This is a genomic window from Runella zeae DSM 19591 (assembly GCF_000423565.1).
GTDB lineage: Bacteria > Bacteroidota > Bacteroidia > Cytophagales > Spirosomataceae > Runella > Runella zeae.
Map to the genome: position 1 here is coordinate 1 of NZ_KE384051.1, position 17,295 is coordinate 17,295.

General features: G+C 45.9%; 5 protein-coding genes. All 5 read left to right on the plus strand.

Going from position 1 to position 17,295, the window contains the following annotated elements:
* The coding region (locus G563_RS36570; protein ID WP_037328881.1) for a T9SS type A sorting domain-containing protein at nt 1-999 on the plus strand (999 nt) is incomplete at its 5' end.
* A gap of 213 nt (nt 1,000-1,212) precedes the next feature.
* Entirely contained in the window at nt 1,213-5,226 is a 4,014-nt protein-coding gene (locus tag G563_RS0133190; protein WP_028669128.1) for a hybrid sensor histidine kinase/response regulator transcription factor, read from the plus strand.
* 272 nt (nt 5,227-5,498) lie between these two features.
* Nucleotides 5,499-6,251, plus strand: coding sequence for a DUF5602 domain-containing protein (locus tag G563_RS0133195; RefSeq protein ID WP_028669129.1), 753 nt, complete (start codon nt 5,499-5,501; stop codon nt 6,249-6,251).
* A 131-nt stretch (nt 6,252-6,382) separates the two neighbouring features.
* A complete protein-coding gene (locus G563_RS0133200; RefSeq protein ID WP_028669130.1) occupies nt 6,383-6,979 on the plus strand; it encodes a c-type cytochrome in 597 nt (198 codons plus the stop codon).
* Between the two features lie 153 nt (nt 6,980-7,132).
* A partial coding sequence (locus G563_RS36575; protein WP_037328883.1) for a BspA family leucine-rich repeat surface protein occupies nt 7,133-17,295 on the plus strand: 10,163 nt, incomplete at its 3' end.

The following is a 17,295-nucleotide window of genomic DNA, read 5'->3' on the forward strand; positions in this document are numbered from 1 at the left end:
AAAAAAGACAACGCAAATGTCGGTAATGTGGTCGCAGGAACAGGAAATGCCATTTCGTTTGGCAACCAAACGGCCGCAGGAACTTACACCGTCGTCGCCACCAACGCTTCTACCAGTTGTACCAAAGACATGACCAGCAGTGCCTCCGTCATAGCAAATGCCTATCCCATTGCCTTCACTGTAGGAGGAGGTGGAAGCATTTGTACTACAGAAGGAGGAAACCTTCCTTCTACTTCTATATTACTTAGTAGTTCGGAGAGCCATGTCTCTTATCAATTATTCCATAATAATTCCCCAGTAGGTACGCCTAAAAATGGTACTGGAAACATCATTGTTTTCACTGGTATCCAACAGAGCGGTAATTATACAATTGAGGCATCTATTCAAGGTAGTTGCGTTGCTACGATGAATAGCAGTGCAAATGTTATTATCGGAATCACACCCTCTACATTTTCACTCACTGGAGGAGGTAGCTATTGCAAAGGTGGAGCGGGAGTCAATATCGGCCTGTCAGGGTCACAAGAAGGATTTGTCTATCAGCTGCGCCGTAGCAATAGCAATATAGGCAGCCCAGTCGCTGGTACAGGCAATGCCATTTTGTTTGGTAATCAGACACTCGCAGGCACTTATACCGTCGTCGCAACTCAAGCTACTACTAGTTGTAATAGAACCATGACGGGTTCAAAAACGGTCTCCATAGCTAACTGTAACGCCAGAATTGCTTCAGCAGAAGAAGTTTCGCTTGATGATTGGGCAGTCGTAGCTCCCAATCCTGTTGGTCGCCACATTTCCGTTAAACTAGTTGATGTGGCCAACCAAAAAGTCGAATTTCAATTGTTGAGCATGACCGGACAAACTTTACTGTCTCATCATATTTACGCGACGATTCCTAACCTTACCGAAAACCTTGATATCACTACTTTAAAATCGGGTATTTATTTACTCAACGTTAAAACCCGTCTTAAAACGACAACCATTAAAGTTGTCAAACCTGAATGACAATTTACCCTACTTTAATTTTATTGATTGCGAAAAGCGCCGACCCTAGTCGTCGCTTTTTTATTATAGAAGAAATTATACTTACACCCAAGTTTTCTTAATCCATAATGACTTAGGGTGCTTTTTTACTTTCTAGCGGCGACAAACTGACAGGAAATTGCTCCTCTGATATTATTTTTTATTTACTTTGATGTTGAATGAAACTCTATATCCATGCGTTTTTTTTGGATTTTTTTACTTTACTCAATCGTTAGCTTTGCTCAAGAAACTGCTTGGCAATCCATTAGTATCGCAGATGGTCTTTCGCAAGGAATGATTTATGACCTTATGCAAGACCGCGAAGGTTTTTTGTGGATAGCCACAAAAGATGGTCTTAACCGCTATGACGGCTACAATTTTAAGGTTTTTACTCACGATCCTTACAATGAAAATAGCATTTCGGGCAATACCTGTACTAGCCTATTGCAAGATTCGCAAGGTCGAATTTGGATTGGTACTGAAAAAGACGGCCTCAATCTCTATGACCCTCAAAATGGGAAGTTTTATCATGCCAATATCGTTGACAATACCCAAAAAGAAGCTAGCAATTATAATATTCTTCGCCTTCTGACCAATAATGACGGCTCGATTTGGGTAATGACCGACGTAGCTAATAAAATTTTCAAAATTACCCTTCCAAAAGGATATCCCAATCAAATAGATTTTAGCCATTTGGTAAAGTCTGTTTCACCCCAAAACTTTGTCGATAAAATCCCTATTCGCAATGAGAAACAATCTTTGGGCATGGCATACGCCAAGGGTCTTTATAATCATAAATATCCCGATTTTTTTGTAGGGCATTTCAATACAAACTCTTCTTTCTTCAAATGCCTTAGTGATCATAAAAATCGGCTATGGTCCATTGCTTCACAGCAGATATATTGCAATGTGCTTGGTTCAAAGTATTTTATTCCATTTCCACAAGGAGAAGATCTTTCGGTATTAAATCAACTCGAAGACGGGACACTGCTCATTACCAACCAACTGCATCTTTGGCTGTTTAAGCCAGATGATTTATTAAAAATAAAAGCATTAACGCCCGAAAATGCTTATGCCGTACTCCCACCCAATTCTCCCCACCTCAACCTCCTCATTCGCGATAAAGCCGGTAATATATGGGGAGGTACACGAGGATATGGGCTCGTCAAGTTCAATCCTCATATCAAACAATTTCGTTCTTATCTACCCAAGTATTCGTCAGGGGCTTTGTTTCAAGACCAACAAAAACGAGTCTATTTTCACGCCAACTATTTTCCCTCCTACCAATTTTATAGACTCAATACTGAGACCAATCAACCAGAGTCGTTACCAGCTCCTATTGATGATCACAAATTCGGGCACGACGCCCTCCTTCAAGATCATAAACAGCAGTTTTGGGTACTATCCAACCTCCGCGAGCAAGAGCCACGTAACTTGGTTTTGTTTGATAAAAATTGGAAGTATATCAAGCAGTATAGGGTTCCGTTGGGAGGGATAATTCCAGATTTTAGTGCTAGGCTCCTCGAAACTTCCGACGGGCGTATATGGATAGGGCTTTTTGATGGTAAATTATTCACTTTCGACCCTTCCACTGAAAAATTTCAAACGTATAGCTATAAGCATTTACTTCCCAAAAGCGGCGTTATTGTGCAAACTTATGCCCTCTACCAAGATAAAAATACGCTTTGGATTGCCACTCAAAAAGGTCTGATCAAGGCTACTAATTTTCTCACAAAACCCACGTTCTCTCTCTACAAAAACAGTAAAACCGACCGAAAAAGCTTAAGTAATGATTTTGTATCAGGAATGATTAATGACCCCGTATCTCCTGATAAATACCTGTGGGTCAGCACTAAAGGTGGTGGTTTGGAAAAACTAAAAAAACAAACTTCTGAATTTGAGCATTTTACCGAAGCCCAAGGACTACCTAATAAGGTTGTCTATGGGATTGTGGAGGGCGATGACCACAATCTCTGGATGAGCACCAATCGAGGCATAGCCTGCCTCAACCCCAAAACACTCATATTCAACAACTTTAATAAATCTGATGGCTTACAAGACAATGAATTTAACACCAACTCTTATTATAAAGCACCCGATGGTACACTGCTTTTTGGGGGAATCAATGGCGTGACATTGTTTAAAGCATCAGAACTAAATCAAAATCATTCTACTCCTATTACCAAAATCATCAATCTTAAAATCAATAATCAACCTGTAGAGGTAAACGATGAAAGTGGAATTTTGGATAAACCCATCGAAACATGCTCCATTTTGCAATTAAAACATGACCAAAACCTCGTTACATTGGAATTTGGCGTCATGGATTTCACCAATTCCGTCAAAAATAGATTCAGATACCGCCTCGACGGCATCGACAATAAATGGGTTGAAGCCGGCACAAATCGCTTCGCCAACTATGGACAGCTACCGGCGGGAGATTATACTTTTAATGTGATGGGCTCCCTCAACGGCGAAGTATGGAGTAAGCCTGTCATGCTCAAAATTCGTATTTCTCCTCCTATTTATCGTACTTGGTGGGCTTATGTTTTGTACATAGTGCTGTTTGGATGGATTGTATACCGTTGGTATCAAAGTCAGTTAAATCGGGTAAGATTGCAACAACAATTGTTTTATACAAACAAAGAAACGGAGCGATTGGCCGAACTAGATACGCTCAAAACTCGCTTTTTTACTAATATTTCACATGAATTTCGCACCCCTCTTACGCTTTTGGTAGGCCCTCTTGAGGATTTAAAACAAAAATACCCCCAAGAAAGCATTATTCAAATGATGCAGCAAAACCTAATAAGGCTCCAAACGCTCATCAATCAGCTTCTAGATTTATCAAAACTAGAAGCAGGAGAGATGAAGTCGCATGCCCAACAAGGAGATATTGCTTTGTTTTTGAGGCAGCTCTTTGCCTCATTCGAATCTTTGGCGCAAAGCAAAAACATTATTTTTCAGTACGGTCAAAATCGTATCAATCATATTGTATACTTCGATGCCGACAAAATAGAAAAAATTATCACTAATTTACTCTCAAACGCTTTCAAATTTACGGCCGCCAATGGCCGCATTACGGCTACTGTAGAGTACACCACTCACTTACTGAAAGACCAAACCGAGGAGAGAATGACGCTTACTATTTCCGACAATGGCATCGGAATCGAAGCGGAGCGGCTTCCTCGTATTTTTGATCGATTTTATCAAGTCGATGATAGCAATCGCCGCAATTATGAAGGAACCGGGATTGGATTGGCCCTGGTCAAAGAAATGGTAGATGTACTCAAAGGACACATTGAAGTAAGTAGTGTATTGGCCCAAGGAACTACTTTTAAAGTATCTATTCCTTTTGACTTGGAGCAAGCTTCGTCAGAAGCTCCCACCGAACTTCTAGCGCTCTCTTCTACCCTTCCATTTTCTACGCCTATCATAGCGTCGCCCAAGCCTTCAAGCAATGGCACGGAGCCGATACTGCTCATTGTGGAAGACAATCCCGATTTACGCTTATATGTGAGAAGCATTTTTGAGGGAAATTATCAAGTGATAGAAGCTCGCGACGGGCAAGAAGGTCTGGATAAAGTCAACGAGTACCTACCCGATATTATCATATGTGACCTCATGATGCCTCACTTAGATGGCTTCGGTTTTTGTCAATCCATCAAAACAGACCTCCGTACCAACCATATTCCCGTAATCATGCTTACCGCCAAGGCAAGCCTCGAAGACCGCCTCGAAGGGCTAAGTTTAGGTGCCGACGATTATATCTCCAAGCCCTTCAATGCAGAAGAACTAAAGATACGCGTTCAGAATTTGCGGCAGCAGCGTCAGCTTTTACAAGAAAAATACAGTATCTCTACCTCTCAATTCAGCAAGGATACTGAGCCTCAACCCATTGATCCCTTCTTAGAAAAAGCCAACCATATCATCCAACAAAACCTGAGCGATAGCAACTTCAATGTAGATTCATTTGCCGAACAAATGGCAATTACGTCAGTGCAGCTTCGACGCAAAATAAAAGCGTTGACCAATCAAACTATTACTGAATACGTACGAAACTATCGGCTTCTAGTAGCGGCCACCTTACTCCAAAAAAATGAAAAAACGGTGTCTGAGGTTGCTTATCAAGTAGGGTTTGAGAGCCTTCCTTATTTTTCCAAAATGTTTTTTGAAAAGTTTGGAAAAAATCCTTCAGATTGGAAATAGGGCTTTTCCTAAACTATCAATTTTGAGCCTAATACAAGAAAAAAGTTCAAAACGAGGAAAAGATTATCAAAAATGAGGAAAGATTATTAATCTTTTTTTCTACCAGCATCTTACTCATTCCACTACTGCAAATTGGGACAAATGAGGAAAAGATTGGCACATACGTGCTAACACCCTTCTTATAAATTACCCCAACTTTGCTGACAAGTTTCGTAGCAAGTATTCGCTCATTTGATACTCTGTTAGTTTTTGAATTTTTAATTTCTCACGTTATGAAAAACTTACTTTTACTTTTGACGGTGCTTGCTACATTTTTAGTAAGCTGCAGCACCAAAGACCAAACACCTTCGGCTTCTGTCTATAAAGGTGCCGAACAAACTATCGGCAACGGCAAAGCCTATTCTTGGGCAAAATTCTCAGCCGACAATCAACCCACTTCGGTAGGCTTTACCCTCACCAAAGGAGCGCTTGACAACCTTCCTCATGCAGGTGTTGCGCTTGTACTGGCGTTTCCTAATGAAGCCATCGGCAAAATACCTTTTGACCACATCATGCTCGACTATCTGCATACGGGGCATGAGCCTCCGGGGGTATATGACTTGGCGCATTTTGATATGCACTTTTATTGGCAGCCTTTGGCCGAACGCAAAGCGATTCCTCTTTACACTGCAGCACCCGCCAAGTTTGACAACCTCCCTGCGGCGGGTTTTTTACCCAGCAATTATATAAGACTTCCAGCAGGAGTTCCTGAAATGGGCGTTCACTGGGCCGACCCTGCGTCTCCTGAATTGGCGGGAAAAGGGAAATTTACCGAAACCCTTATCTATGGCTCTTATGACGGAAAAGTCACTTTTATTGAGCCGATGGTTTCGCACGAGTTTCTTAAAAGTAAGCCTAATCTTTCCAAAAACATTCCGCTTCCTAGCAAGTTTGCCAAGGCTGGTTATTTCCCCATGAAATACAGCATCAAGCAAGAAGGCGACGATATCGTGGTCAGTATGGAAGACCTTATGATAATGCAATAAAAATTTTCATTGCCCTACTCAATGAAGCTTAAATGGAGTGGTTGGAGGATATTTCTCTAACCCCCATTTTCTTACTAATTACCTCTCTCTCTTTTTCATAAACCCTTATGTTTTTTATTTTACTATCTGTCATGAACTCATTACGCAACTTCGCTCTCGCACTCTCTTTATTTTCTATCGTTATGGTAGTAAGCTGTACCCAATCAACTGACCACACCCAAGATACCGCTGCCACAGCTCCTTTGTCAGACTCGGCTATTATCAAAAGGGGTGAGTATTTGGTTGGTATTTTAGGGTGCCAAGATTGCCACTCTCCCAAAAAAATGGGTCCACAAGGGCCAGAGGTTATCGCGGAGCTTCATTTATCGGGTTATCCAGCCGACCGCCCTATTGGTAAAAACGTCCCCGACGCTTTGAAAAATGGTTGGATGCTTTTTGGAGGCGATGGTACGTCTAGCATTGGCCCCTGGGGCATGAGTTTTGCGGCCAATCTTACTTCCGATCCTACGGGAATTGGGACATGGTCGTATGAGCAATTCAAAATCGCACTCACCCAAGGCAAATCAAAAGGAATTGCGACGGCCCGCCCATTGCTCCCTCCTATGCCTTGGCCCAACTACATCAACATGGCCGACGAAGACATGAAAGCGGTATTTGCTTACTTAAAAAGCACCAAGCCAGTCTCCAATGTAGTCCCCGCGCCTATCGCTCCTGATAAGTTGCAATAACCATTCTCTCTTTAGCTTTGCCTTTTTAGGGCTGTTATGGCTGACACTTTCGTGGTAGAAAGGGAAGGAGGATTACGGAAATGTTTGACGAAATGTTTCTACCTCCTTTTTCTGCTACCGACTCATGTTAAACTCATTTAAACTTTTCTGCCAATGAAAAACCTATTTACACCATTTCTACATTTTTTGTTTATTTTTCTTTGTGGTACGACAACCGCGTTTAGTCAGACATTCTGCGTAGGCACGGATGGTCCCATAGGTGGCTCAAGTGGAATTGGTACCGCTAACTTTGCGCAGAGCCTTACGATGGGCGCGGGCTGCTCAGGGGTTTTTGCTGGCCTTGTGGTTGATGTTGGTTCCTTTACCAGTGTTGGCGGCGCAGTGTGGACATTGGAAATTTTTCAGGGGGACGGGTTCGGGGGAACCTTACAGTATACCCAAACGGGCATCACGCTTACCGATATCGGGGCTACTTATACTTTTATCAATATTGCAGGTGGCAGTGGGTCCAGAGCTTTCACTGGGGGAAGTCAGTACACTTTTCGGGTTTCGACCTCTTCCGTGACCAATTCTATTACTGTTTTTCGCAATACAACCAACTTTTACACCGGTGGTCAGGGTTACATTAACAACTCCCCGGTTGGAACCAATGGTGATATCCTATATTTCAACATTTTTACCCAAGCAGCAACCTCTTCATGCGGTGGGGCCACACGCTTGTACGTCAAACACAATGCCAGTGGCAGTAATAACGGTACCTCCTGGACGAACGCCTACACTAGCCTGCAAAGCGCCATTGATTATGCGCGTGGATGCAGCAATATTCAGGAAATTTGGGTGGCAGCCGGTACGTATAAACCTTCTAAAGACAAAAGTGGCAATGCAAGCCCCAGTGATGCGACGAACAAGACCTTTTATGTAGACTTCCCGGTGGCGATCTATGGAGGCTTTGCCGGTACGGAAACCCTGCTCACACAAAGAAACGTCAGCTTGAATGAAACGGTGCTGAGTGGTGATATTGACAACAACGACAGTGCCAGCCCCGCAGTCACTTCAAGCCATGTACAGGGATCAAATGCCAAAATTGTTGTTCACGTCCAGAATGTAGCCAATGGAGTTACAGTAGACGGCTTTACGCTTGGTGCTGGTGCCGAAAATGGCATTTTTAATGAAGGAACTGGTTACCCTTTTGGCAGCAGCGCCACTATTCGCAACTGTAAAATTCAGGGCAATACGGGCTCGGCCATATTGAACAGAGGTAATCTTAGTTCTTTCTCTGCGGGGAAGGCTACTTTGTTGGTAGAAAATTCCAGTATCTCTGGCAACACGGATAATTTTGATGCTCCCGGCATCCATTCCAACTCAAACGGAGGAATGACAAGCACCACTGTAAGTAATTGTACTTTTTCCAATAATACCTCCACCGGTAGTAACCAAAGTGGCGCTTATCATGAATTCGCCCAAAGTGGAAATGGAACGGCTACTTTTTCAAATTGTGTTTTTAGGGACAACAACAGCACTACCGCCGGAGGAGCCGCAGTTCACGTCAATGGCCTCAATTCGGGTACTGTAAATCATACCTTTACCAATTGTGTGTTTATGAACAACACGAGCGGGGGGAAAGGTGGTGCCTATTATGCCAATGGTGCTTCTGCTGGCCGAATCACTGCTGCATTTACCAATTGCACTTTTTACGATAACGACGCTACCAATGGTGGAGGGGCGATCGCTTACAACACAAGCATTAGCCACACTTCCATGCTGCTCCGCAATTGTATTGTATGGCAAAATCCCAACGAAATCCTGCTGGAGAACATGGCAGTTATGACGCTTTCTTATAGCCTCATCAATGGCGCTAGTGCTCCTTCAGGTGCCTCAGTTGATAATACACTTTTTAATACCGATCCACTGTTTGTGGATGCAGCGGGTGGTGACCTGCGGCTACAGAATTGTTCTCCTGCGCGAAATTCGGGTACTTCAAGCGGTGCCCCTAGCACCGATTTGGACAATAACGCTCGCCCAGCTTTTGGGGGCTATGATATGGGGGCTTACGAAGCACAAACGGGCAGTACTACTCCTACGACCTATTATGCCGACGCCGACAACGATGGTTTTGGCAACCCTGCAGTGAGCCAACAAGCGTGTAGCCAACCCAGCGGCTATGTGACCGACAACACCGACTGCGACGACAGCGATGCTTTGGAAAAACCCGGTCAGGTATGGTACAAAGATTCCGACAATGATCAATATGCCGAGACTGGTGCAGCAAGCATCACGCAATGTTTGAGGCCTGTTGGATATAAGTTAGCTACTGAATTGTCGGCAACCAGTGGCGACTGCAACGACAACAATTTTGCGATTAAACCCGGAGCGACAGAAATCTGTGATGGCATCGACAACAACTGCGATGGTACCATTGACGAAGGTGGCATTTGTTCACCCGATTACACCATCACTACTACTGCGGGTGCCATCGTCATTACCGACGTAGCGGGCAATGGAGAAACACTCAGTGCCACTCAAAACGGATCCAATATCCAGTTTAATGTAGCTGGACGTACTTATTCTTTGAATGGAGGACTAACCCAGAATTTTCCAGCGGATGTCGCCCTTTCAGGCGCTAATTCGATCACAATCAATACCGCTACGGGCAATGACATCATCAACGTAGCGGCATTCACTGCCAACCTACCTAGTCTGACCATCAATGGCGGCACAGGCGACGACCAAGTGAATTTTAACGGAGACATTACTTTTGCCACCAATGCTAACCTAGATGTGGATTTGCAAAATGACGATGCTACCCCTGGCACTGATCAGGTTTCTTTTACAAACAGTGCCAATTTAGTGCTCTCTGGTACTGGTGCTGCGGTGATAAAAGTGAGTCGCAACATTGTCTTCAACAATGGTACTGCTTCGCTCGAAACCACCAATGGAAATCTGACTTTGGAAGCCAACCAACAGGCCACAGCTAGTACAGGCAACTTTATCGGAGTACTGATTAGTGGGGCTACGGTAAGGGTCAACGGTACTGGTACACTTACCGTTAAAGGCAAAAGTGGCAACGATGCTTCAATCAATCAATATGGAGTAATTGTCCAAAACGGTGGATTGATTAGTGGGGGTACCAGTGGCACGGCAACCATCGAAGGTTCAGCGGGGGCTGCATCGGCCAATGGAAATATTGGTGTATATGTAACAGGCACAAATGCCCGTATCACCTCTTTGGGCGGGAATGTATCCGTAATAGGTTTGGGTGGCAGTGCAGGTGCCAGTTCTACTTGCCGAGGGGTAGTAGTAGGTACCAATGGAACCATTAGTGCGGGGAGTAGTGGGAATGTGAGCGTAAATGGTACGGGTGGATCGGGCAGTGGCAATTTTAATGCGGGGGTTTACGTAGCAGGTTCGGCAACTACTTTTATAACATCCTCTGGTGGAAATGTAACTGTGACCGGAATAGGCGGAGGTTCTGGCTCTGGTACCAACAATTACGGTATTTGGCAGGAATTGGGTGGTACCATTACAGCAGGTGGTAGTGGCACGGTGACGGTGCAAGGTACAGGAGGGCCAACCACTGGCAACAACAACTATGGAATTTATCTGAGTGACCCCAATACCCAAATCACTTCGGGAGGGGGCAACGTCAGCATAACGGGTATCGAAGGTGGAAGTTCAAATAGTATTGGCATCAGCAACGCTAATTCGGCAGCTATCACTACTGCTACCAATGGTGGCAACATCACCCTCATTGCCAATAGCATGAATTTGGGTAGCACTGTCAGCACGCAAGGAACTGCGAGCACCACCCTGCGGCCATATACCAACAACGTGCAAATCAACCTAGGTACAAGTTCGAATACCATTGCTGGGCCACTGGGCTTCAGCGATACTGAATTAGACCAAATTACCACGGGCACCCTCATCATCGGTAATGCCAACAGTGGCAACATTACGGTTTCACAAACCATCACTCGCCCAGCCAGCACCAATGTGCAACTCGTCAGTGGGGGCGACGTCCTCATCAGTGGTGGTGGATTCAACACTGGAGGTGCCACATTATTGCTCGACCCAGGTGCTTCACCTGCGGCAGTAAAACCTACCTTAAACGGTACCGATGTAACCGCAAGTACACTTTCGTTTGCCAGTGCTAATGATTTAGAAATTGCCATCAACGGTACCACCATTGGGGACGGAACAAGTAATACCTATTCACAGCTCAACGTGGCAGGCGAGGTCAATTTGACGGGTCTTAACCTTGTCTTTTCTGGTTCGTACACCCCCACTGGCGGCGAAACCTTCACCATTGTCAACAACGACGGTACAGATGCTATCGTAGGTACGTTCAACAGTCTAGCACAAGGAGCCACGATTTCTAATTTTAGAGGAAGTGGACTAAATGCAACGATTTCATATACCGGAGGTTCGGACAACAATGATGTGGTGATCACGGTGGCTTCGGCAGCGGTGGCTGAAATCAATCTCCAAGGCGGTTCACCCCTTGCCAATATCCCCGATGGTGACAACACGCCCACAACGGACAAAGGAACTGATTTTGGGAACGTAAATGTGAGTAGCAATGGAGCAAAAACCTTCACCATTCAAAATACAGGTACTGGCCCACTCAACGTCAGCAGCATTGGCTCTAGCAGCGGGCTGTTTGTCGTGGGCGGTTTAACGCTTCCCGCTACCATCGCTGCCAGCAGTTCGGCAACTTTCACGGTGACCTTTTCACCCACGGCAACGGGGCCTCAAAATGCCACCATTACCGTCAACAACGATGATGGCGACGAAGCGATGTATGATTTTGCGGTGACGGGAACGGGAACACTTATTCCTACGCTGGGCACGTATCCCGCTACTTCCGTGGTTGCGGGGCAAAATGCGGTCATCACGCCTTCGGCTGCCCCCACCAATGCCACTTCTATTGTGGCTTATACCAATAACAATGTCAATACGCCTTTCACGGGGGTATTGGCGGTCAACCCCACGACGGGGGTATTGACGGTGACCAAAGCCATGCAGGCGGGGGTGTACGCCGTTACGGTGAAAGCATTTAATGGGGCAGCATCCACGACCACTACTTTTACCCTTACGGTGACCAACCCCACTTTTAGCCAGGGTACTTTCAGCGGCACGACCGACGTAGCGGTGGGTTCATTTCCACTAAGTGTAGCTGTTGGCGACTTCAACAGCGATGGCTGGCAGGATATTGCTGCGGTAAATGCTGGTAGCAATTTGGTTTCGATTCGTTTGGGTGATGGCGCTGGCGGCTTCAGCGGCACGACTAACGTGAGTGTTGGAAACAGTCCACAAAGTGTAGCTGTTGGCGACTTCAACGGCGATGGCAAGCAGGATTTTGTCACCGTAAATAATGGTAATAATAATGCTTCCATTCGACTGGGTGACGGCCTGGGTAGCTTCAGCGGCACGACCGACGTGGCGGTTGGGTCGGGGTCATTCAGTGTAGCCGTTGGCGACTTCAACGGCGATGGCAAGCAGGATTTTGCCGCGACAAATTTTGCTAACAATACGGTTTCGATTCGTTTGGGCGACGGTCTGGGCGGCTTCAGCGGCACGACCAATGTGAGTGTTGGAAATGGTCCACAAAGTGTAGCCGTTGGCGACTTCAACGGCGATGGATGGCAGGATATTGCCACGGCAAATTTTGCTAACAATACGGTTTCCATTCGTCTGGGTGATGGCGCGGGCGGTTTCAGTGGCACGACCGAGGTGAGTGTTGGGTTGAGTCCACTCAGTGTAGCGGTTGGCGACTTCAACGGCGATGGCTGGCAGGATATTGCCGCGGCAAATGGGGGTGGGAGTGCTAATTCGGTTTCCATTCGCCTAGGTAACGGGCTGGGCGGCTTCAGCGGCACGACGAATATGAGTGTTGGAAATGCCCCAAACAGTGTAGCCATTGGCGATTTCAACGGCGATGGCAAGCAGGATATTGCCGTGGCAAATAATACTAGCAATACGGTTTCCATTCGTCTGGGCGATGGTCTCGGCGGCTTCAGCGGCACGACCAATGTGAGTGTTGGGTCGAGTCCAGTCAGTGTAGCCGTTGGCGACTTCAACGGCGATGGCAAGCAGGATATTGCCGTGGCAAATTTTGGTTTGGATGCTAACTCGGTTTCCATTCGTTTGGGGAGCGTGGCTGAAATCAATCTCCAAGGCGGTGTTAACCCTACGACCTGTGGCGGAACGGGTAGTATTTCATTTACGAGTACAGGCATTGCGGCGGGAAGCCAAACTCTTACCTATAAAAAGAATACCGTTGCTGCTACTACCACCGTGACCGTCGCTGCCAATGGTAGCTTTACGCTCTCAGGCTTAGGGGCGGGTGAATATTCTGATTTTGCCATTGGCACTACCACAGCCACGGGCAGCCGAAGCCTCAATTTGCCCGCTTCGTGTTCGTTTATCACCACTTGGAAAACCGACAATGCAGGTACCTCCAACAGTACTTCCATCACAATTCCGACCACGGGCACGGGCTACAACTACGACGTGGACTGGAACAACGATGGGGTTTTTGACGAGTTTGGTATCTCAGGCAACGCCACCCATGACTACGGTACGGCGGGTACATATACGGTAGCCATTCGAGGTGATTTTCCCAGAATATACTTTAACATTGAAGGCGACAGGCGTAAACTATTGTCCATCCAACAGTGGGGCAGCATTGTTTGGGCAAGTATGGGAAAGGCTTTCTGGGGCTGTGAGAACATGGTACTCAACGCCACCGATGTGCCCAATACCGCCGCCGTTACGGATATGAGTTTTATGTTTGCCAATTGCCGTAGCTTCAATCAAGCTTTACCCGTAGGATTCAATACCACCGCTGTCACCGATATGAGTTATATGTTTAGTGGTTGCACTATCTATAACCAAGTCCTGCCCAGCACTTTCAATACGGCCCAGGTAACCAAGATGAATAATATGTTTTCTAATTGCAGTGACTATAACAAAGCCTTACCCAACAGTTTCAGTACAGCTTCTGTCACCGATATGAGTCATCTATTTTATCGTTGTATCGACTATAACGAGACCTTACCGAGCAGTTTTAATACCGCTGCCGTAACCAATATGAGTAGTATGTTTGAGGGTTGCAGTGCCTACAACCAAGCCTTACCGAGCAGTTTTAATACCGCTGCCGTAACCAATATGAGTAGTATGTTTGATGGTTGCTTCAACTACAATCACGCCTTACCGAGCAGTTTCAACACCGCTGCTGTAACCGACATGACTGATATGTTTGCTGACTGCAGGGCTTACAATCAGGTCTTACCGCTAAGTTTTAACACGGTGTCTGTTACGAATATGAGAGGTATGTTTGATGGTTGTATCAACTACAACCAAGCCTTACCGAGCAGTTTCAACACCGCTGCCGTAACTGACATGAGCTTCATGTTTCGGAATTGTTTGGACTATAACCAAGCCCTGCCAAGCAGTTTCAACACCGCTGCCGTAACCAATATGAGTGCGATGTTTTCTGGTTGCAGTAACTACAACCAAGCCCTGCCAAGCAGTTTCACTACCGCTGCCGTGACTAATATGTCAGAAATGTTTGCCAGAGCAAGGGCTTTTAACCAAAATATAGACACTTGGAACACCGCTGCCGTGACTAATATGTCAGAAATGTTTGTCGCTGCAAGGGATTTTAACCGAGATATAAGTACTTGGAATACCGCTGCCGTAACCAATATGTCAGAAATGTTTGCCGGTGCAAGGGCTTTCAATCAAAACTTAGGCTCTTTGAACATCAGTTTAGTAACTGACATGACCGATATGCTCAGCAACTCAGGCTTATCGGTGGACAACTACGATGCCACGCTCACGGGTTGGAACAACGGTGGCTTCACCAACAAAGACCTCGGCGATGCCTCACCACTCAAATACTGCGCTGCCCAAGCGGCTCGCACCAATCTGACCACCAACAAAGGTTGGACTATCACGGGTGACACACAAGATTTTAGCTGCTTATCTCCCGACTACACCATTAGCACGTCGGGCAACAATCTCATCATTACAGACGTAACAGGTACAGGAGAGACACTAGACATTAGCCAAAATGGTAGTAACATTCGTTTCAATGTAACTGGCAAGAAGTTTAGTTTGAATAATGGTACTACCACCAACTTCCCTGCCGATGTAGCCCTGAGTGGTTTACAAAGCATCACCGTAAATACTGCTAACGGCAGTGATATTATCAACGTGGGAGCCTTCAGCAGCGAGGTTCTTCCCTCGCTTACCATCAATGGAGGCACAGGCGACGACCAAGTGAATTTTAACGGAGACATTACTTTTACCACAAATGCTAACCTAGATGTGGATCTACAAAACGATGATGCTAACCCTGGAGTTGATGCTATTACGTTTGCCGTTAATTCTAATGTTTTGACACAAGGAACGGGAACAATAACCCTCAAAGTAAGCAAAAATGTAATTTTTAATAACGGTAGTACCCTTGGAACCAACAATGGTAACCTCACAATAGAAGCAAACCAACAAGCAACCCCGACTACTGGCAATTTTATAGGTATTTCCATGAACAGTAGTACGCAATTGCAAGTGTTAGGTTCGGGACTTTTGACGGTCAAAGGCAAGGGAGGAAATGACGCCTCGGGTAGCCAAGTAGGTATCAGTTTGAACTTTGGAGGAGTAATCTATGGTGGCCACAATACCGTCACGGTAGTTGGTAACGGCGGTGCTTCGAGTGGAAACTCTAACCATGGTATTTTCATTCAGGGAAGTACGGCTAAAATAACCTCTTTAGGGGGAGCCGTAAACGTGGAAGGAACGGGAGGAGGAACGGGCACAAGCGGTACAAATATCGGGGTAAACATCGTCCTCTCAGGCGAGATTACCTCTGCGGGAACAGGGGCAGTTACTGTCACTGGGCGCGGTGCTACACTCCCAACGGGAAACACCAACGTAGGAGTTTCCGTACAAAATTCGGCTAAAATCACCTCCGTAGGCGGCAATGTCACTGTCAATGCTTATGGTGGAGGAACGGGTGCAAGTCAATTAAGTACCGGTCTTTTCTTGCGCGAAAGCGGCGAAGTGTCAGCAGGAGGAACTGGCAGTGTAACGATCACTGGCGAAGGTAGCCCAGCCACTGGTTTCGGAAACCACGGTATGGAGCTAGAAGGCTTGATTAAATCGACGGGAGGAGACATCGCTCTCACGGGCAAACCAGGCAGTCCAAGTGTGTTTACGTATGGAATCTACATGACAAAACAAAACGCTGCCCCTATCTCCAGTATCACTACGGAAGTAAACGGAGGCAATATCAATATCATTACCAATAGTTTATACATCGTTGATTCACCCGCCATCCGCACCAATTCTGCAAGCTCTGTCACCTTAAAGCCCTTTACGGCGGGTGCGGCTATTGATATTTCTTTTGCCCCCGATGGGACAAATGCTCCCCTTATCTTATCCGACTCTGAACTGGACAGAATTAGCACGGGAACACTCATCATCGGCGATGCTGCCGCAGGAGACATCACCGTTGGAATTGGGGTAACTCGCCCTACTTCTACCAATATGCAGCTTATCAGCAATGGAGATGTGGCTATCAGTGGAGGAGGAATTAACACTGGAGGTGGCACATTATTACTTGACCCAGGCGCTTCTACCAAAGCGGTAAAACCTACTTTCAACGGTACCGATGTAACCGCCAGTACACTTTCCTTTGCCAGTGCTAGTGATTTAGAAATTGCCATCAACGGTACCACCATTGGGGACGGAACAGGTAGTACCTATTCACAGCTGAATGTGGCAGGTGAGGTCAATTTGACGGGTCTTAACCTTGTCTTTTCTGGTTCGTACACCCCCACTGGCGGCGAAACCTTCACCATTGTCAACAACGACGGTACGGATGCTATCGTAGGTACATTCAATGGTCTAGCCCAAGGAGCCACAATTTCTAATTTTAGAGGAAGTGGACTCAATGCAACGATTTCATATACCGGAGGTGCGGACAATAATGATGTGGTAATCACGGTAGGATGTGGTGCATTCCCAGCGCCAACGGCTTCGGTCACTGCTCAACCTGACTGTGCTACTTCTTCAGGCACTATTACTGTCACCGCTCCAACTGGAGCCAATATCCAATACAGTGTTAATGGTGTAAATTATCAAACAAGTGCTACTTTTAGTCAACTCTCGCCTAATACTTACTCAGTAACTGCTAAAAACACCCAAACAGGATGTATCTCACAAGTATTGAGTCTAACAATCAACGCTGTACCAAACGCCCCAACCATTTCTAGCGTCAACTTGACGCAGCCTACTTGTGCCACCAACAC

Excerpts from the sequence above, each read along its gene's own strand:
- G563_RS0133190 (WP_028669128.1), top strand. The coding sequence starts at position 1,213 with ATGCGTTTTTTTTGGATTTTTTTACTTTACTCAATCGTTAGCTTTGCT.
- G563_RS0133195 (WP_028669129.1), top strand. The coding sequence starts at position 5,499 with ATGAAAAACTTACTTTTACTTTTGACGGTGCTTGCTACATTTTTAGTA.
- G563_RS0133200 (WP_028669130.1), top strand. The coding sequence starts at position 6,383 with ATGAACTCATTACGCAACTTCGCTCTCGCACTCTCTTTATTTTCTATC.